Genomic DNA, 19,349 nt, shown 5'->3' with positions numbered 1-19,349 from the left:
CTTACTCGTCCTTACCTGCCAGCTGCTCAACCAGCGCGACCAGCGCCTCGGTTGCGTCCGGCTTTCCCGCTGACAGCGCGGCTTGCGCCATCTGGCCTGCCCCCTGCCGGTTGCTCAAAATGGTTGTGATTTGCTCGCTTAGGGCCTCAGGCGTCAAAAGACTCTCGGGGATCACAATCGCCCCACCGGCCTCTGACAACCCACGTGCATTGGCAGACTGCTCATCGCGAATGGCCGCTGCAAGCGGCACAAGGATAGAGGGGCGACCAATGACGCTAATGTCGGCAACAGAACTCGCACCAGCGCGCGATATCACAAGTTGCGCTTCGCTCATGCGCGCAGGCACATCGTTGAAGAAAGGCTTCACATCCGCAGAGATCCCCGCTTCAGCATAAAAGGCGGACACCCGGTCAAAATCCTCATCGCGCGCCTGATGCGCCACGCGCAGGTTGCCCAAAATCTCAGGAGGCAATGCCGCAATCGCCGCAGGCACCACATCACTTAGGATACGCGCGCCTTGACTGCCACCAATCACCAGCACCGACATGGGATAATCCCCCGGCGCGATATAGCCAGCACCCGCGCGATCCATCACGGACTTGCGCACGGGATTGCCAACAGGCGTGCCCTCAATGCCGTCCGGCAAAGCAGTGGGCCATGTGCCGCAGGCCACCACGTTCACGCGTTTGGCAAAGACTTGATTGACCCGCCCCAGCACACCGTTTTGCTCATGGATCATACGTGGCAGTTTCAGCAGCCAAGCGGCCCCCATCGCGGGAATGGTCGGATATCCACCAAAACCGACCACCACATCGGGCCGGTCCTTGCGCATTTTCATCGCCGCGCCCAACACACCGCCCAGAATGCGAAACGGCACGGCCAGCTTGGCCAGCGCCCCACCGCGCGCAAAAGTGGCGGAGCTGACTTGTTCAATCTCCACCGTATGCGGAAAGCCACCGGTATAGCGCGCGCCACGCGCATCGGTGGAGAGTTTCACCCGCCACCCTTTGCGCAGCATCACCTCTGCCAGCGCCTGCGCAGGAAACATATGCCCCCCCGTGCCGCCTGCTGCTATCACCAAAAGTGGCTGATTGTTCATCTACCGTGCCCCCGCAAAATATCCCCAATCTCACCCTGAGGACGGCTGCGGGTAAACGCCAAAATCATGCCAACTGCAATCCCCCCGGCGATGAGGGACGAGCCGCCATAGCTCACGAACGGCAAAGTCATGCCTTTGGAAGGCAAAAGGCGCACCGCAACGCCCATATTGATGAGCGCTTGTACGCCGAAAATCGCCACAAGCCCGGTGCCAGCCAGCCGGATGAACGGATCACGTTCCCGCATCAGGCGGAAAAATGAGCGCAACACAATTGTCGCGTAAAGCGCAAGAATCGCAAACACAAGGATCAGCCCATATTCTTCGGCAGCAACGGCGATGATGAAATCCGTGTGCGCATCGGGCAGTGACCATTTCACCTGCCCCTCGCCCACACCGACACCAAAAAGACCGCCTTCGCGGATTGCCTCAGTCGCATAGCCAATCTGGGTGGTCGGGTCGACGGAGCGATCCAGAAAACCATCGATGCGGCGCGCGAAATGCTCTGAACTTGTGTAGGCAAATCTGGCAATCGGAATGAGGGAGAGAATGATCCCCCCGATCAGCAGCATGGGCGCGCCGGAGACAAAATACATCACGCTCCAGCCAAATAGGATCAGACAGGCCTGACCAAAATCAGGCTGCAACGCCAGCATCAGCACAATGGTCACCATCAACAGAAACGACCAGCGCCGCCCCGGAGGGCCATTGATTTCCTCATTGGCCGCCATAAGCCAGGCCGCCACGACCACGAAACCGGGCTTCAGAAACTCAGACGGCTGCAAAGACGCAAAGCCCAGAGAATACCAGCGCGTGGCACCTTTGCCAAAATCTGTGCCAAACACCGGCAATAGCGCCAGCGCCACCATCGCGACTGCAAATCCCAAAACAGACAAACGACGCACCAGAGTTGGCGACATCATCGATGTGACGATCATAGCAACCATCGCCAAACCGCCAAAAAATGCCTGTTTCTGCACGTAGTGAAACGGCGCGAAACCGTTTTTGGCAGCCAAAGGCGGGCTTGCGGCCATGCCAAGCATCAGGCCAATGACAAACAACAAGACGATCGACGTCATTGTCCATTTATCAAGTGTTTGCCACCACTTCGGGAGCACGGGCTCACGCGCCCGAACGGGCAGCGCGCCATAAACCATCTCTGTCATCGAAATCCGCCGATCTCTGCCTCAAAACGCCCGTTTTCCGGGTCTAAGTGGAAGAGTAACACCCAATAGGCTTTATGGAAAGTATAGAGATCGGTGATTTCCACCCGACCCGCCGATCTTCCGTATAAGCTTCGCCCCTTGACCTGAACCACATCCTCAGGCACCTCGCGCCCATGAGCACACAGACACATTGGGACAGCATTATTCTGGGCGCAGGCGCGGCCGGCATGATGTGCGCCGCACATACGGGCGGGAGCACGCTGCTGCTCGACCACGCCAAAGCTCCGGGCGAAAAAATTCGCATCTCTGGCGGCGGGCGCTGCAACTTCACCAATATGTATGCTGGGCCTGAGAATTTCCTTTCAGGCAACCCGCATTTCTGCAAGTCCGCGCTCAGCCGTTACACTCAGTGGGATTTTATCGACATGGTGGCGCGTCACGGCATCGCCTATCATGAGAAAACCCTTGGCCAGCTGTTTTGTGACAACAGCGCCAAAGACATCATCGCCATGCTGCGCGCGGAACTCACCCAAACAGGTGTCGAACTCTGGCTTGAAACACAGATCGCAAATGTCACACACGACGGATCGAATTTCGCTATAGAGGTCGAAAAAAACGGGCAAAGGCAAAAACTGAGCTGTGCGAACCTCGTTTTGGCCACGGGCGGAAAAAGCATCCCCAAGATGGGGGCGACAGGGCTGGCGTATGACATCGCGCTTCAGTTCGGCCTTCCGGTCACGGACACCCGTGCAGGGCTTGTGCCTTTCACTTTCTCAGACGGGCGCTTCAAAGCCATCTCCGGCGTGGCACACCCTGTGCGAGCGACAGCGGGTGGCGCCAGTTTTGAGGAGGCCGCGCTGTTCACCCACCGTGGCCTGTCTGGCCCAGCCATGTTGCAGATCAGCTCTTATTGGCGCGAAAGCCAGCCGATTGCCATCAACCTCTTCCCTGACAGTAACCCATTTGAGACGCTCCGCAAACGGCGACAGGCGCAAGGGCGACGCAATCTGACAACTGAGCTTGCAACACTTCTGCCTGCCCGTCTGGTGGACCACTTAAGCGAAACCATGGATCTGTCTGGCAACCTTGCAGACCAATCCGACAGCACATTAGAAACGCTCTGCAGCACGCTGCAAAACTGGCAGCTTACTCCATCAGGCACCGAAGGCTATCGCACTGCCGAGGTCACCCTTGGCGGGATAGACACAGACGGGCTGTCGTCCAAAACCATGGAAGCCAAACACGTTCCCGGCCTTTACGTGATCGGCGAAGCCATGGATGTGACCGGCTGGTTGGGCGGCTTCAACTTTCAATGGGCCTGGAGCTCTGGTTGGGCAGCCGGTCAAGCCATCGCCGCCAAACGCGCCTAAGCGGCCTCTGTTGCCGCGCGCACCTCTGCCACAAAATCGTCGCCGCGCTTTTCAAAGCTGTCATACTGATCAAAACTCGCTGCCGCTGGCGCGAGCAGGACAGTTTCACCCTCTTGTGCCTCTGCCACAGCACGTGCAACAGCCTGCGCCATCGTGGTGCAAACTTCTGCTTCAACCCCTTTGAGCTGCATGGCAAAATTCGCAGCCTCTCGCCCAATGACGTAGGCTTTCACAACCTCGCCAGCACTCTCAGCCAGCACGCCAAGGCCACCCTCTTTTTCAAGCCCACCGCAGATCCAGCGGATCTTTTTGAACGCCGACAAAGCCTTTTGTGCCGCATCCACATTGGTGGCCTTGCTGTCGTTCACGTAGGTTACACCAGCGGCCTCAGCAATGATCTGACTGCGATGCGGCAGCCCGCCAAAACTGGCAAAGGCCGCCTCAATCACACGTGGCGCAAGCCCCAAAGAGCGACAGGCCGCATAGGCGGCGCAGGCATTCTGATGGTTATGTGCGCCCGGCAATCCCCTGATGGCGCGCAAGTCAATCGAGCCCGCCTGTCGCCCCTTACGATATTCGCTGAGAAACCCTTTGCGCGCAAAAACATTCCAACCAGCGCCGGTGAGTTTACGCTCGGTTGAGATGCGCATCACCCGGTCATCCGCGGGACCTTCTGAAAGCTGCCCTGCCAAGTAACGCCCCTCGATTTCATCCACGCCCACAATTGCGCGATCCGGGCCACCTTCGGCAAAGAGGCGGCGCTTGGCCGCAAAATAGCCGCCCATACCCGCGTGACGATCCAGATGATCCGGGCTGAGATTTGTGAACACAGCAATATCCGGCGTAAGGCTCCGCGCCAGATCGGTCTGATAGCTGGAGAGCTCCAAAACGATGACATCGCCATCTTCCGCCGGATCCAGATCCAGCACGCCACGGCCAATATTGCCCGCCAGCTGCGTGCGCCGCCCTGCTTCGCTCAGCACATGATGGATCAACGCAGAGGTGGTGGATTTGCCGTTGGAGCCGGTCACAGCAACGACCTTCGGCATGATGTCAAACATCTCCCAACCGCCATCGGCGAAAGAGCGGAAAAACAAACCAATGTCGTTGTCCACAGCAACACCGGCCTCCAAAGCCGCAGCCACTACGGGATTGGGCGTTGGGTATAGATGCGGAATTCCCGGGCTGACAATCAGGCTGGCAATGCCGTCAAAAGCGTTCTGCTTGAGCAAATCGGCACAGATGAACCCTTCGGTTTCCGCTGTTTCCCGCGCCTTTGGGTTGTCATCCCAGCAAATCGCTTCTGCTCCGCCCGCACGCAAAGCCCGTGCCGTGGCAAGTCCTGAGCGCCCCAAGCCCAAAACGGCGACCTTCGCGCCCTCAAAGCCCTGTACTGGAATCATCTGTCACCCCCAAAAAGTTCCGCACCGACACTGCCCTGCCTGCAAGGCAGGCACAAGATGCGGACACCGGATGCCCGCGGCGGGGATATTTTGCGAATGATAAAACAAAAGGCGCGCCAAACATGAGACGCCCTTCGTTAAATTGGCAATCTGACCCGATCAGCGCAGCTTAAGTGTCGCCAGACCAATCATCGCTAGGATCACAGCGACAATCCAAAACCGGATCACGATCTGCGGCTCAGACCAGCCCTTTTTCTCATAGTGATGGTGGATCGGAGCCATCAGGAAAACCCGCTTGCCGGTGCGCTTGAAGTAAAGCACCTGAATGATCACGCTCAGCGCCTCAACCACAAAGAGGCCCCCAATGATGCCAAGCACCAGCTCGTGTTTGGTGGACACGGCAATCGCGCCCAATGCGCCACCAAGCGCAAGTGAGCCTGTGTCGCCCATAAACACCGCTGCAGGGGGGGCATTGTACCAAAGGAAGCCAAGGCCACCGCCCATGAGACCAGCCACGAAGATCAGGATTTCACCGGTGCCGGGCACATAATGCACATCCAGATACTCGGTGAAGTCAACGCGCCCCACCGCATAAGCGATAACACCCAGCGCACCCGCCGCGATCATCACAGGCATGATCGCCAGACCATCAAGGCCATCCGTCAGGTTGACCGCGTTGGCAGCCCCAACGATCACGAACATGGCAAAGGGCACGTAGGCCCAACTGAGGTTGACGAGCACCTCTTTGAAAACGGGAACCGCCAATTGGAACTGCAATACATCGGGCTGCAAGAATGTCGCCCAAACCCCTGCAATCGCGGCAATAACAAAACCCAGCAGAAGACGGACGCGGCTCGACACACCTTTTGTGTTTTGCTTTGAGACTTTCGCGTAATCATCGGCAAACCCGATCAGCCCATAGGCCAATGTCACAAACAACACGAGCCAGACAAAACCATTGTCCCAACGCGCCCACAGCAGGGTGGATGTGACCAACGCGCCCACAATCAACAAGCCGCCCATTGTCGGTGTACCAGCTTTGGCGAAGTGCCCTTCGGGGCCATCATCGCGGATTGGCTGACCTTTGCCTTGCTTGCGACGCAGCACATCAATCAGCGGACGCCCAAACAGAAAGCCGAAAATCAATGCGGTCATAAATGCACCTCCCGCACGGAAGGTGATGTAACGAAACAGGTTAAAAAAATCACCGCCATCTGACAGCGCGGTCAGCCAAAAAAACATTACAAGTCCTCGTTTTTGGATTGCGCTGCGGGATGGCTCAGTTTGCGGATGGCGTCAACCACCTTGGCCAGTGCCATGGACAGGCTCCCCTTGGCCATGACCACATCACCGGCATCAACCAGCCGACGCACCTCTGTCGCCAGCTCTGCGCTCGTTTCCGCCCAAAGCCCGCGTTTCTCCTCTGGCAGAGCCCCATGCAGATGCTGCATCAGTGGCCCGATGCAATGCACAACGTCGATGTCGGACATCGCAGGGTGATCAGCCAGCGCCGCATGCATAGCGATTTCTTCACCGCCCAGTTCTTTCATATCACCAACAAAGGCGATCCGACGCCCCTTGCCGATGCGCCCAATACCGTCTTTTGGTTTTGCCGCCGCCAAAACTTCAAATGCAGCCCCCAGGCTTGTGGGGTTGGCATTATAGGCCTCATCAATCAGCTCCAGAGTGCGGTCTGTTTCCACCGGATCAAGCACCAGTGTTTCCCGCGCGCCGCGCCCCACAAACGGGGTCCAGCGGCCGAGATCTGCGACGGCAAGCGCCAGATCTGCGCCCATCGCATCGACCGAGGCCAAAGCGCCAAGCGCATTCATCGCGAAATGGCGCCCTGCGCTTTGCACTTTAAAGAGCAACGGTTCGTCACCTTGCATGGCGCGCGCCACGGTCACATTGCCCTGCAGCGTGATCTCACCCAGCCGCCAGTCTGTTGCGCTCTCGCCAAACTCTTGTTTGGCAAACCCCAAGGCCTCGGCATGGGCCCGCAGCACATCTGCGGTGTCAATATCCGCATTTACGATGGCGATGCCATCCGGCTCCAACCCGTCAAACACCGCCGCTTTCTCCTGCGCGATGCCTGCGACATTCTCAAAAGCTTCCAGATGCACAGCGGCAACCGTTGTGACCAATGCCACATGAGGGCGGGCCATTTTCGCCAGCGGTGCAATTTCACCGGGATGGTTCATGCCGATTTCAATCACCGCATACTCGGTGTCTTCTGGCATGCGCGCCAGAGTGAGCGGCACACCCCAATGATTGTTGTAACTGGCCACTGACGCATGGATGCGCCCCTGCCCTGACAACATGGCACGCAGCATCTCTTTGGTTGAGGTTTTGCCAACCGAACCCGTAACCGCCACAACGCGCGCGGCTGTACGGGCGCGCCCTACGCGGCCCAGTGCCTCAAGTCCCTGCAAGACATCGTCGACAATCAACAGAGGCGCATCCTCTGACACACCTTCAGGCACGCGGCTCACCAGAGCGGCCGCCGCGCCTTTTGCCAAAGCTTGCGCCACAAACTCATGGCCATCGCGCGCTGCAGTCAGCGCAACAAAGAGATCGCCTTCCTCAAGAGTGCGCGTGTCAATCGACACCCCTTTGCAGGCCCAATCACCAGTGCTGCGCCCGCCAGTGGCATGAGCAGCGACCTCTGAGGTCCATAATGTCATGCCAGACCTCCATCCAATGCAGCCACGGCCACGCTGGCCTGCTCACAATCATCAAACGGCAGAATGTCATCGCCGATTTCTTGCCCAGTCTCATGGCCTTTGCCTGCAATGAGCAAGGCATCCCCCGGCTCAAGCGCATCCACCGCGCGCAGGATCGCTTCAGCGCGATCCCCCACTTCGGTGGCCTCTGGCGCCCCTTCCATCACCGCCGCCCGGATGGTGGCCGGATCTTCGCTGCGCGGGTTGTCATCGGTGACAAAAACCACATCGGCAAACTCTGCCGCCGCCTGCCCCATCAGCGGGCGTTTGGTTGTGTCGCGATCCCCACCGGCCCCAACCACGATAATGAGGCGCCCCATAACATGCGGGCGCAGCGCTTTGAGTGCAGTGGCCACACTGTCCGGCGTGTGGGAATAGTCCACATAAACGGCAGCGCCATTGGCGCGGGTCGCGGCCAGCTGCATCCGGCCGCGCACCCCTTGCAACTCATGCAAAACCTCAAACACGCGCTCAGGTTCCGCACCGCAAGCAACAGCCAGTCCAGCCGCCAAGAGTACATTTTCCGCCTGAAATCCACCCAGCAGATTGAGCCGCGTCTGATAGCTTTTGCCCCGGAAGGTAAAGCGCACATCCTGCCCTGTGGCATCCAGACGCTGCGCCGTCAGCGCCAGATCAGCATCCCCCTTGCCCACAGTCAGCACGCCTTGCCCGCGACCTGCTGCAATCAGCGCCATATCCATGCCGCGCGGATCATCCACATTGATCACCGCTGTGCCCTCTTCCGGCAACACACGTGCAAAAAGCCCAGCCTTGGCGTTGAAGTACTCATCAAAGGTTTCGTGGTAATCAAGATGATCTTGGGTAAAGTTTGTAAATCCTGCCGCCGCCAGCTGCACCCCATCCAGGCGGCATTGCGCCAATCCGTGAGAAGAGGCCTCCATTGCAGCAAAGCCAATGCCAGCATCCGCAGCCGCCGCCAATGTGCGGTGCAAAGTGATCGGTTCAGGTGTGGTGTGATGCAATGGCGCGGTGAAATTGCCTTCCACGCCCGTTGTCCCGAGGTTCACAGCCTCAAGCCCCATCTCCTGCCAGATCATCCGCAGGAAAGTGGCCACAGAAGTTTTGCCATTTGTACCAGTCACCGCTGCCATAATGCCCGGCTGCGCACCAAAAAACAGCGCCGCCGTATAGGCCAATGCCTGACGCGGATCCTCTGCGATCACAAGAGCGGCGCCACTCGCCGCCAGCTCCTGTTCGGCTATCTTCGCCCCCGCCGCATCCGTCAGAATGACGGACGCACCCATGCGCAGCGCAAACTGAATGAAAGTGCCACCATGCACCCGCGTGCCAGGCAATGCAGCAAAGAGGAACCCCTCTTTGACATCACGACTGTCCACTGCAAGCCCGGTGATTTCCGGATTTGCGCCCCCAATGGCCGTCAGACCCAATTCAGAAAGTTGTTTTGCGCCCGCTGCCATCTTTGCCCGCCTGTCTTCGGCTTAATTTGATGTCAGCGTTATATCAGCCAACTCCGCAGGTTCAACTTCGGGTCGCAGCCCCAAAAGCGGCGCCACGCGGGCAATCATCTCTGCTGCAACCGGCACCGCTGTCCAGCCCGCTGTGCGGCGCGGCTCATCACCGGATGTTTCCACAGGTTCATCCAGCGAAAGGATCAGCACATATTCGGGATCATGAGTTGGGAACATCGCAGCAAATGTCGCGATCACCTTATCCTCATAGTAGCCGCGCCCGTTTTCTTTGGGTTTGTCGGCCGTACCCGTTTTGCCCCCGACGGCATAGCCCGGTACCTCACCAAAGGAAGCGGTTCCTTCGCTCACCACCTTGCGCAGCATCGTCCGGGCGGCTTCGGCGCTCTCAGCACTCATCACCCGTGGCCCAACCTCGACATCGCCCTGCTTCAGCAAGGTTGGCGTGACTTTTGTGCCGCCATTGGCGATTGCCGCATATCCCGCGGCCAGATGCAGTGGGCTTGCGGACATGCCATGCCCATAAGAAATCGTCATCGTTGACAGCTCAGACCAGTTCTTAGGCAGCAACGGCTGCGCGCCACGCGCCTCCACCACCTCGACCGGGGTTGGCTCAAAAAAGCCAAGGTTGCGCAAGAAATCCTGCTGACGCGCCGCGCCGATGACTTGGGCGATGCGTGCGGTACCAATGTTTGACGACTTCACGATCACTTTGGTCAACGTCAGCTGCGCGCCGTAGTTGCGGAAATCGCGAATACGGAATTTCCCCCAGCGCAACGGCCCTTTGGTGTCAATCATCGTTTCAGGTGCGGCCAGTCCAAGTTCCATGGATTGCGCCGCTGTGAAGATCTTGAAGGTCGAGCCCAGTTCATAAAGCCCCTGTACCGCACGGTTAAACAGCGGGCTATCCGCAGCCTGCCCCTGAACCGGTGGGCGTGGGCGATTGTTTGGATCAAAGTCCGGCAGACTGACCATGGAGATCACTTCGCCGGTCTGAACATCCATCAGAACAGAACTTGCGCCTTTGGCATTCATCAGCTTCATGCCGCCCCAGAGCACCCGCTCGGCCGCAGCCTGCACAGTCAGATCGATCGACAGTGTAAGCGCCTTGTCGCCGTTCAGCGGATCACGCAGCTCTGCATCAAAATATTTCTCAACACCTGCCACGCCGATCAGTTCGGCATCATGCACGTCCTCTTTGCCAAAACTCGCACCACCCAACACATGCGCTGCCAGTCGCCCGTTGGGATAAAGCCGCATTTCACGACGCCCAAACAGCAATCCGGGCTCACCTATATCATGGACGGCCTGCTGTTGCTCAGGACTGATTTTTTTCTTGATCCAGAGGAACTTTCTCTTTCCTGTGAAATCTTTTATCAGGCGTTCTTCATCTAAGTCTGGAAAGATCGCCACCAACTCTTTGGCCGCGCGCGCCTTGTCGATCATATGGTGTGGCTGCGCATAAAGCGCATGGGTCTCAAGGTTGGTGGCAAGGATGCGCCCATGGCGGTCTACGATATCCGCACGTTCCGCCTGTATCCGGCTGCCAGCATAGCTCGTGCGCGGCTCAGACGCCTCTGAGACACTGACCATGCCCATGCGCGTACCAACTGTGATAAAGGCTCCGGTAAAAAGCACCGCCATAATGAGCAACCGCCCCTCGGCACGTGCACGTCCCTTGCTGCGCATTTCCTCATGGCGCGCACGCAGATTGGCACGCTCAATGCTGTCCGGGCTCTCCCCAACTGCGCGTGCCCGAAGGATAGATGCCAAAGGCCGCAAAGGGGTGCGGGTCATGGCGTCACCTCTTCAGCGGAAACTTCAACAGCATTTTCCAGCTCAAACCCAAACTCTAGCCCCGTGGACGGATACGCGACCTGTTCCACCCGACCAAATTGATTGGGACGCAACGGAAGCAGCTGCAAATCATTGTAGTTGATCTCTGCCAAATCTCGCAGTCGGTCGGGGCGATTGAGATACGCCCACTCAGCCTTCAAAACCGCCAAACGCGCCCGCGCGACACCAATCTCACGCTGCAACCGTTCGGTTTCGCCGATCATCGCCTGTGTGCGGTAATTCTCTTGATAGGCCCAGACAGACAGCGCAATCACCATACCAGCGGCCAAAACAAACAACACGGTTCGCATTTACTTGCGCCCCCCAAGTGTTGGCATGCCAATCATTTTGCCCGCAATTTCTCCTGCCGGCGCATCGGTGCGGCGCGCAACCCGCAACTTCGCAGAGCGCGCACGCGGGTTGTCTTCCAGCTCCTCTGGATCCGGCCCCACGGCCTTTCGCGTGATCAATTCAAACGCTGGCTTTTCCTGTTCTGTTTCAGGCGCATAGCGGTTGACGTTGCCGGTTTTGCCCGCGCGGGACTGCAAGAACCGTTTCACCATGCGGTCCTCAACCGAGTGGAATGTCACAACCGCCAGAAGCCCGCCGGGCTTCAGCGCGCGCTCGGCCGCCATCAGTCCGCGAAACAGCTCGCCATATTCATCATTCACGGCAATCCGCAGCGCTTGAAAGCTGCGTGTCGCTGGATGGCTTTGACCCGGCTTTGCGCGCGGCAGACAACTTTCCACGATCTCCGAAAGACGCAGGGTTGTGGTGATTGGCTCGAGCGCCCGCTCGCGCACAATGGCTTTGGCAATGCGACGGCTCGCCCGCTCTTCGCCATATTGGTAGATGATGTCGGCCAACTCAGCCTCACCGGCCTCGTTCACCAGATCCGCAGCTGAAGGCCCATCCTGGCTCATACGCATATCGAGCGGGCCATCCTTCATGAAGGAAAACCCGCGCTCTGCCAAATCCAGCTGCATGGAGCTCACACCGAGGTCCAGCACAACCCCATCCAGATCCTCGGCGTATTCATCCATCTTGGAAAAGACACCAGAGACAAGCTCAATCTGATCGCCATAATCCCCGACCCAAGGCGCCGCCATTTCAAACGCCAATGGATCGCGATCCACACCATAAACCTTGCTGGCTCCGGACTCGATCAAGCCGCGGGTGTAGCCCCCTGCACCAAAGGTGCCATCCAGCCACCGCCCAGACACCGGTGCCACTGCGCGCAACAAGGGGGCAAGCAGGACAGGAATGTGAGGGCGTTTTGCGGCGGTATCTTCAGAAGTCGCCATAATCAGAACCCCTCATCTCCATCCAAATAGATCGACGGATCAGCATCCGGATCAAAGTCTTCATCTGCTTCCAGCGCGTTGATCTCGTCGTAGCCATCTGGCGTCCAGATTTCGAAAGTGTCGCCCTTACCAGCAAACACGGCCATATCCACCAGACCAATTTTGTCACGCTGCTCTTTGGGCAAAACGATACGCCCGGTTTCATCCACGGACGCGTCGATGGACTGCGTCAGGTACAGATTGGAAAGCGCCAGACGCTTTTTGCTGCCCCGAGGCATCTTCATGATGCGGCCCACCACATCATTCATGGCCTCAACGGTGAAACATTCCAGATAGTCGCGTGTTTTGCCACCGTATACGATCACGAGGTTGGGGTTTGCACCACTTTTCCACTCAGGGTCACCTGCTTCAAGCACACGGCGGAACTTGGCCGGAATCGACATCCGCCCCTTACTATCCACCTTGTTACGACTTTCGCCGCGAAACATGAGCGCCACTGCCTATGGCCCTTTCAACCTCTACCTGCCCCACCACCCCAAGACATCTGCCTGGTGGAAGCGAAACGGCGGATTGATCTGCTGCCACTGATCAATCCGCCGCCCTCGTCCCGCTCTTGCGGGGGTGTCCAGTTGCGCGTGCCACCTGGGGGGATGTTCTGCTCGCCCACGCACCGGATCTCTTATTTTCGATGAAAGCGGGTGCCTGTATGAAACCTGACTTGGGATTGAGGTCTTTGCGCCTCGTTTGTTCCCGTCCTCATCGTGGAAATAGGGATCGCATGGGAATTCATGGAAGGCAACAGAAATTTTGCTCCACAGAGTCTATATATAAAAAAATCGCAACCAAGATATCCACAAGAAGCGCCTCACATCACCCACATAGCTACCAGATATCCACCGACATCCACCCCCAAACACCATATGAAGTGAAATTAGCTCCAATGGGCCAAACTCCCAAAAATTCCCAAAAAAATTCCACACAAGAGTAGAAATGGCGCCACTTTCGGACCATTTCGACAATCACTCGCTCGCATCCTCCCTGATTCGCACCACTTTCCCATGCAAATCACCAGCCGTTCCCACCGTTTCCCACCCCCCATTTCGGCCCAGCCCATAAATTCCCAGAAACGCCCCTTGCCTCCCCAGCACACCGCATTAGGCTCTCGCTTAGCGATACTGCATAAGAGGCTGTCTCATGGGCGCACTTCCACCCAAAGCTGTTGAGGCCATGATCCGCAAAACCCGCAAGAGCGGGAAAAACATCCAACTCGCGGCGCTGCCTTACCGCATCCGCAAAGGGAAGGTGCAAATTATGCTGATCACCTCGCGTGGAACCCGCCAATGGATCATCCCGAAAGGCTGGCCCATGGAAGCCCTCAAACCCCACAAAGCCGCCGCTCAAGAAGCATGGGAAGAAGCCGGCATCGTCGGAACAATTGACAAGCACTGTCTCGGCCAATACCGGTACCGGAAAACTCGCGGCCCGCTGTACGGCCAGAAAATCCGCGTCCTTGTCTTTGCACTTCAGGTTGAGAAATGCGCAAAACACTTCCCTGAAGCAGGGCAACGCCAGCGCAAATGGATGAGCCCCCAAAAAGCGGCCAAACAGATCCGCATGCCAGAGCTGGCGGAAATTGTGCGGGACTTTGCTCCATAGAGCCCGAACAAACGCAACGGCCAAGCCATACAGCCGCGCGCGACGCTTGATCCCCCCAACCCTGCGCCATATGTTCGCCCAGACGACCACTTGAGCAAGACACACCTTCGCGATGATCAACTACACTTTGAAATGTGCCGAAGGGCACCGCTTTGACAGCTGGTTTCAGTCAGCTGAAGCTTTTGACAAGCTCAAGGCCAGCGGAATGGTGGCTTGCGCAGTCTGTGGTGACACCCAGGTTGAAAAGGCGATGATGGCCCCGCGCGTTCGCCCAGCCAGAAAGGCGGCAAGCAAAGCCCCCGAACAGGAAGCCGCGCCAGCAGAGGCCAAGCCCGCCCCCGGCGCGCTGTCCGCGCCAGCATCCCCAGCAGAGCAAGCCTTGCGCGACCTGCGCAAACATGTGGAATCCACTTCCGATTATGTGGGCAAAGACTTCGCCTCAGAAGCACGCGCCATGCACGAAGGCAGCACACCCGAGCGCGCCATCTACGGCGAAGCCAAGCCCGAAGAAGCCAAAGCACTGATCGAAGATGGCGTGCCGGTTGCACCTCTTCCCTTTTCGATTGGGCGCAAAACAAATTAAGGCGAAAAGGACACTCAAATGCACGCACTCATCACTGGCGCCAATCGCGGCATCGGGGCCACACTTGCCGATCACCTGCGCGTGCAAGGCCACAAAGTAACCGGCACAAGCCGCGCTGGCGGCGACTTATTACAGCTTGATGTGCGTGACCCGGCGAGCCAGACCGCGATGGCGCAGGCGCTGGACACCCAACCGATTGATCTGCTGATCTGCAATGCAGGCGTCTACTTGGACAAAGGTCAAAACTTGGCCGATGGCTACCCCGCCGACATGTGGGATGACAGCTTCGCCACCAATGTCACCGGCGTTTTCTTAACTGTGCAGAACCTGCTGCCCAACCTGCAACTCTCTGAAGCCCCCAAAATCGCGATCATCTCCTCGCAGATGGCGTCTCACACCCGTGCGCCGGGGGGCTCCTACATTTACCGCGCGTCCAAAGCCGCCGCCCTGAACCTCGGACGCAATCTGGCGACCGACCTGGCCCACATCGGCATTGCCGTCGGCATCTACCACCCCGGCTGGGTGCAGACCGACATGGGCGGCACGCAGGCCGACATCACCTTGGAGGAAAGCGCTTCCGGCCTGATCAACCGGTTTGACGCCCTGTCTCTTGAGACCACCGGTTGCTTTGAAACCTGGGACGGCCGCGCCCACGCCTACTGAGTGCGCCAGTCTTCTCATTCACAAAATATCCTGGGGTGAATGGCGTAGCCCGCTGCGCCAGAGGGGCTGGCTCCTCATACCCCATCCTTCCCGCCTCACTTTCCCAACCTCAGGGGCCGACAAAGCCAATCGAGCTTGCCTCTCGCCCCCCAACCGCGTAAACCCGCTCCGACTTACGATTTAAGGACGCGCCATGCCCGTACTTGTGATGAAATTCGGCGGCACTTCAGTCGCCAACCTCGACCGCATCCGCCGCGCCGCAAAACGCGTCGGCGTGGAAGTGGCCAAAGGCTATGATGTCATTGTCATCGTCTCTGCCATGTCCGGGGAAACCAACAAGCTTGTGGGCTATGTCGACGAAACCTCCCCACTCTATGACGCACGTGAATACGACGCTGTCGTAAGCTCCGGTGAGAATGTGACAGCCGGCCTTATGGCTTTGACCTTGCAGGAAATGGATGTGCCCGCCCGCAGCTGGCAGGGCTGGCAGGTGCCACTCAAAACCACCTCCGCGCACAGCCAGGCGCGCATCGAGGAAATCCCAACCGACAACATCAACGCCAAATTTGGCGAAGGCATGCGGGTTGCCGTTGTGGCAGGCTTCCAAGGCATCTCCGAAGAAGGCCGCATCACAACGCTGGGCCGGGGTGGCTCCGACACCACAGCCGTGGCCTTTGCCGCCGCCTTTGAGGCAGAGCGCTGTGACATCTACACCGATGTGGACGGCGTCTATACCACCGATCCGCGCATCTGCCAGAAGGCGCGCAAACTCGACAAAATCGCCTTTGAAGAAATGCTCGAACTGGCCAGCCTCGGCGCCAAGGTCCTTCAGACCCGCTCCGTGGAACTTGCCATGCGCAACCAAGTCCGGCTGAGAGTTCTCAGCTCTTTTGAAGAACAATCCGACGAGGCAGGCACACTGGTCTGCGATGAGGAGGAAATCATGGAATCCAACGTCGTCTCCGGTGTCGCCTACTCGCGCGACGAAGCCAAAATGACCCTTCTGTCCGTGGCGGACCGCCCCGGCATCGCGTCCATCATCTTTGGCTGCCTCTCTGATGCGGGCGTCAATGTGGACATGATTGTGCAAAACATCTCTGAAGATGGCCGCACCGACATGACCTACTCGCTGCCCACCGATCAGGTGAAGCGCGCCGAAGCGGCACTGGATGAGCTGAAAACCTCTGGTGGCCTGAACTTTGCAGAGCTGGTGATCGACGAAGAAGTCGCCAAGGTTTCTGTGGTTGGCATCGGCATGCGCAGCCAGTCTGGTGTTGCGGCCAAAGCCTTCAAAGTGCTGTCAGATGAAGGCATCAACATCAAGGTGATCACCACATCTGAAATCAAGATCTCCGTGCTGATCGAACGCAAATACATGGAACTCGCGGTTCAGTCGCTGCACGACGCCTTTGAGCTTGAAAAAGCCTAACGGCCACGCACCGCACGCATAACTCCAAGGGGCCACGCCATAATCGGCGTGGCCCTTTTCTGTCTTACCACTGCGCCCTGAAACCTGACCGACGCTCATTTTTCAGGCAATGCATCCCAATCGCGTCGCCAAATTGCAGGGTACCCGGCGCGCCACACGCGTCCCATGCTTCACCGCAGCATCGCGCTGCACCGCACGATTTCACAGCTTACCCTGCCTCTGACGCAGATGAAGCCGCTTTCAAGGCATGCCTGTCGCCAAATCAAATCGGGATACGCTGCACCGCAGCAGCAATTTGCCGCCGAGGAACCCTTATAAACCATTTGGCATTCGCGTTGGTTGTGGTCTATTCGCATCATAGGCGACAACCGAGGACCACATCGTTTATGGCGCAAGACACCCAGACGGAAAGCCGCAAACTGCTTGGGCGGCTCAGAGACGCTTTGGCCGAAGACAGCGCAGGTCAGGAACGTCTGGACAAGATCACCAGCCTGATTGCCAAGTCTATGGGCACCGAAGTGTGCTCTATCTATCTGTTTCGCGATGACGAAACGCTGGAGCTTTGCGCAACCGAAGGCCTGAACGCCGAAGCGGTGCACCAGACCCGGATGCGGGTTGGCGAAGGCCTCGTCGGTCGCGTGGCCCGCGCCTCTCGTGTCGTGAACACAGATGATGCGCCCAACGCCAAAGGGTTCCGCTACATGCCGGAAACCGGCGAGGAAATCTACTCCAGTTTCTGCGGTGTCCCGGTACAGCGCCTCGGCGACAATCTCGGCGTTCTTGTGGTACAGTCCAAAGACAAGCGTGTGTTTTCACAGGATGAAATCTACGCTTTGGAAGTGGTCGCCATGGTGCTCGCGGAAATGACGGAACTGGGCGCCTTTGTTGGCGAAGGCGCCGCCATGAGCGCGCGCCACCAGCAATCAGAAATGTTTCGCGGCACCAGCGGGCAGGAAGGCGCCTCAGAAGGCCACGTCTGGCTACATGAGCCCCGCGTGGTGGTGACAAACCCCGTTGCAGATGATCCAGAGGTGGAGCTCAAACGCCTCAATGACGCGGTTGATGAGCTTCGCGTTGGCGTTGACAAGATGCTGGACACCGCAGCGCGTGGCGACAAAGAACAGCTTGATGTGCTCGAAGCCTACCGTATGTTTGCCAACTCCAAAGGCTGGATGCGCCGGATGGAGCAGGATATCTCTCGCGGGCTGTCTGCAGAAGCCGCTGTGGAGATGGAACAATCCGCCGCGCGCGCGCGCATGGAGCAGGTCACAGATGCCTATCTGCGCGAACGCCTGCACGATCTCGATGACCTGTCCAACCGCCTGCTGCGCATTCTGACCGGTCAGGGCAGCGAAACCGGCGCGGAAATGCCTTCCGACCCGATCCTGATTGCCCGCAACATCGGCCCTGGGGAACTGCTGGAATATGGCCGCAAGCTCAAAGGCATCGTGCTGGAAGAAGGTTCCGTTGGCAGCCACGCCGCCATTGTGGCGCGCGCACTTGCGATCCCGCTGGTCATTCACGCGGACAAAATCACCACCGAAGCGCTAAACGGCGACCACATCATGGTGGACGGCGATCAGGGCATTGTCCATCTGCGCCCCGACGACACTGTTGTCACCGCCTTCCGCGACAAGATCGCGATGGTGACACAGGCACAGGAACGCTACGCCTCGATCCGCGACAAAGATGCCGAAAGCCTCGATGGCGAAGTGGTGCATCTGCATATGAACGCGGGGCTTATGGCGGATCTGCCCTCCCTGCCCTCCTCCGGAGCAGAAGGCGTGGGGCTGTTCCGCACAGAGCTGCAGTTCCTGATCCGCAACCAGATGCCCAAACGCACCGAGCTTGCGCGCTTGTACGGCCGGGTGATGGATGCAGCCGAGGGCAAGCGTGTGGTCTTTCGCACCCTCGACATCGGTTCTGACAAGGTGCTGCCCTATATGGCGCCACAGGATGAGCCAAACCCGGCCCTTGGCTGGCGTGCCGTGCGCGTGGCCCTCGACAAGCCCGGCGTGATGCGCATGCAGCTTCAGGCGCTTTTGCGTGGGGCCAATGGCCGGCCGCTGACCATCATGTTCCCCTTCATCGCACAATATGAAGAGTATACCGCCGCCCGCGCCGAAGTGGACAAAGCGATCGAGCGTGAGCGTATTCTAGGCCACCCGCTGCCCGAAACACTCGAAGTGGGCGCGATGCTGGAAACGCCCAGCCTCGGCTTTGCGCCAAAACGGTTTTATGAAGAGGTCGACTTTCTCTCGATTGGGGGTAACGATCTCAAGCAGTTCTTCTTTGCCGCTGACCGGGAAAACGAACGCGTGCGCCGCCGCTATGACACGCTGAATGTGAGCTTCCTGACCTTCCTCGAAGGCATTGTGAACCGCTGCATCGACACAGGCACACCGCTCAGCTTCTGTGGCGAGGATGCTGGCCGCCCAATCGAGGCCGTTTGCCTGGCCGCCATGGGGCTGCGTCACCTCTCCATGCGTCCGGCATCGATTGGCCCCGTCAAAAGCCTGCTGCGCCGTGTCGACCTGAGTGAGGTACGCCGCGTGATCTATCAGGCTCGCGAACAGGGCGATCAATCCGTGCGCCCTGCGGTGATGGACTATCTGCGCAACGGGAACTGAAGCAAAGACCCTCGCCACCTCGCATCAGGTGGTGGCAGCGGC

The 19,349-nt window shown here is 58.5% G+C and carries 16 protein-coding genes; 6 read left to right on the top strand and 10 right to left on the bottom strand.

All coding sequences use genetic code 11. The annotated features are described in order from the left end of the window. Position 1 precedes the first annotated feature (1 nt). Positions 2 to 1,099, bottom strand: coding sequence for an undecaprenyldiphospho-muramoylpentapeptide beta-N-acetylglucosaminyltransferase (gene murG, locus PJL69_RS00790; RefSeq protein ID WP_271307970.1), 1,098 nt, complete (start codon positions 1,097 to 1,099; stop codon positions 2 to 4). Continuing rightward, a complete protein-coding gene (ftsW, locus tag PJL69_RS00785; protein WP_209097578.1) occupies positions 1,096 to 2,262 on the bottom strand; it encodes a putative lipid II flippase FtsW in 1,167 nt (388 codons plus the stop codon). The genes murG and ftsW overlap by 4 nt, the downstream gene beginning before the upstream one ends. A 173-nt stretch (positions 2,263 to 2,435) precedes the next feature. Here ftsW and PJL69_RS00780 point away from each other — a divergent pair, with 173 nt between their 5' ends. Continuing rightward, positions 2,436 to 3,632, top strand: coding sequence for an NAD(P)/FAD-dependent oxidoreductase (locus tag PJL69_RS00780; protein ID WP_271307969.1), 1,197 nt, complete (start codon positions 2,436 to 2,438; stop codon positions 3,630 to 3,632). On the opposite strand, the gene murD is transcribed toward PJL69_RS00780, so the two are convergent. The 8 genes from murD to mraZ all read right to left on the bottom strand — a co-directional run bounded on the left by murD (position 3,629) and on the right by mraZ (position 12,834). After that, the gene (gene murD / locus PJL69_RS00775) at positions 3,629 to 5,035 is read right to left on the bottom strand and encodes a UDP-N-acetylmuramoyl-L-alanine--D-glutamate ligase (RefSeq protein WP_271307968.1); all 1,407 of its coding nucleotides are present in this window, start codon (positions 5,033 to 5,035) and stop codon (positions 3,629 to 3,631) included. The genes PJL69_RS00780 and murD overlap by 4 nt on opposite strands. 159 nt (positions 5,036 to 5,194) lie before the next feature. Continuing rightward, a complete protein-coding gene (mraY, locus tag PJL69_RS00770; RefSeq protein WP_271307967.1) occupies positions 5,195 to 6,277 on the bottom strand; it encodes a phospho-N-acetylmuramoyl-pentapeptide-transferase in 1,083 nt (360 codons plus the stop codon). Further along, entirely contained in the window at positions 6,277 to 7,719 is a 1,443-nt protein-coding gene (locus PJL69_RS00765; RefSeq protein WP_271307966.1) for a UDP-N-acetylmuramoyl-tripeptide--D-alanyl-D-alanine ligase, read from the bottom strand. Before PJL69_RS00765 ends, mraY begins: the two co-directional genes overlap by 1 nt. Continuing rightward, complete coding sequence (locus PJL69_RS00760; RefSeq protein WP_271307965.1) at positions 7,716 to 9,197, bottom strand: UDP-N-acetylmuramoyl-L-alanyl-D-glutamate--2,6-diaminopimelate ligase; 1,482 nt, start codon at positions 9,195 to 9,197, stop codon at positions 7,716 to 7,718. Before PJL69_RS00760 ends, PJL69_RS00765 begins: the two co-directional genes overlap by 4 nt. Positions 9,198 to 9,218: 21 nt before the next feature. Continuing rightward, complete coding sequence (locus PJL69_RS00755; RefSeq protein WP_271307964.1) at positions 9,219 to 11,003, bottom strand: peptidoglycan D,D-transpeptidase FtsI family protein; 1,785 nt, start codon at positions 11,001 to 11,003, stop codon at positions 9,219 to 9,221. Next, the gene (ftsL, locus tag PJL69_RS00750) at positions 11,000 to 11,353 is read right to left on the bottom strand and encodes a cell division protein FtsL (RefSeq protein WP_209097585.1); all 354 of its coding nucleotides are present in this window, start codon (positions 11,351 to 11,353) and stop codon (positions 11,000 to 11,002) included. The genes PJL69_RS00755 and ftsL overlap by 4 nt, the downstream gene beginning before the upstream one ends. After that, positions 11,354 to 12,346: a 16S rRNA (cytosine(1402)-N(4))-methyltransferase RsmH gene (rsmH, locus tag PJL69_RS00745; protein WP_271307963.1), complete on the bottom strand. Its 993-nt coding sequence runs from the start codon at positions 12,344 to 12,346 to the stop codon at positions 11,354 to 11,356. Between the two features lie 2 nt (positions 12,347 to 12,348). Then, a complete protein-coding gene (gene mraZ / locus PJL69_RS00740; protein WP_271307962.1) occupies positions 12,349 to 12,834 on the bottom strand; it encodes a division/cell wall cluster transcriptional repressor MraZ in 486 nt (161 codons plus the stop codon). 706 nt (positions 12,835 to 13,540) lie between these two features. Between mraZ and PJL69_RS00735 the strand changes: the two genes are divergently transcribed. The 5 genes from PJL69_RS00735 (at position 13,541) to ptsP (ending at position 19,307) form a co-directional block, all read left to right on the top strand. After that, the gene (locus PJL69_RS00735) at positions 13,541 to 14,002 is read left to right on the top strand and encodes an NUDIX hydrolase (RefSeq protein ID WP_271307961.1); all 462 of its coding nucleotides are present in this window, start codon (positions 13,541 to 13,543) and stop codon (positions 14,000 to 14,002) included. Between the two features lie 112 nt (positions 14,003 to 14,114). Further along, positions 14,115 to 14,585 carry a DUF1178 family protein gene (locus PJL69_RS00730; RefSeq protein ID WP_271307960.1) on the top strand — a complete coding sequence of 157 codons (471 nt, stop codon included), beginning with the start codon at positions 14,115 to 14,117 and terminating at the stop codon, positions 14,583 to 14,585. A gap of 18 nt (positions 14,586 to 14,603) precedes the next feature. Then, positions 14,604 to 15,248, top strand: a complete 645-nt coding sequence (locus tag PJL69_RS00725; protein WP_271307959.1) for an SDR family NAD(P)-dependent oxidoreductase — start codon at positions 14,604 to 14,606, stop codon at positions 15,246 to 15,248. Between the two features lie 193 nt (positions 15,249 to 15,441). Continuing rightward, positions 15,442 to 16,677: an aspartate kinase gene (locus PJL69_RS00720; RefSeq protein WP_271307958.1), complete on the top strand. Its 1,236-nt coding sequence runs from the start codon at positions 15,442 to 15,444 to the stop codon at positions 16,675 to 16,677. 386 nt (positions 16,678 to 17,063) lie between these two features. Then, positions 17,064 to 19,307: a phosphoenolpyruvate--protein phosphotransferase gene (gene ptsP, locus PJL69_RS00715; RefSeq protein WP_271307957.1), complete on the top strand. Its 2,244-nt coding sequence runs from the start codon at positions 17,064 to 17,066 to the stop codon at positions 19,305 to 19,307. Positions 19,308 to 19,349 lie beyond the last annotated feature (42 nt).

Origin of the sequence: Shimia sp. MMG029, from assembly GCF_027947445.1 — a bacterium.
Taxonomy (GTDB): Bacteria; Pseudomonadota; Alphaproteobacteria; order Rhodobacterales; family Rhodobacteraceae; genus Shimia.
The sequence above is the reverse complement of the archived record's forward strand: the minus strand, read 5'-3'. Positions and strand labels throughout refer to the sequence as shown.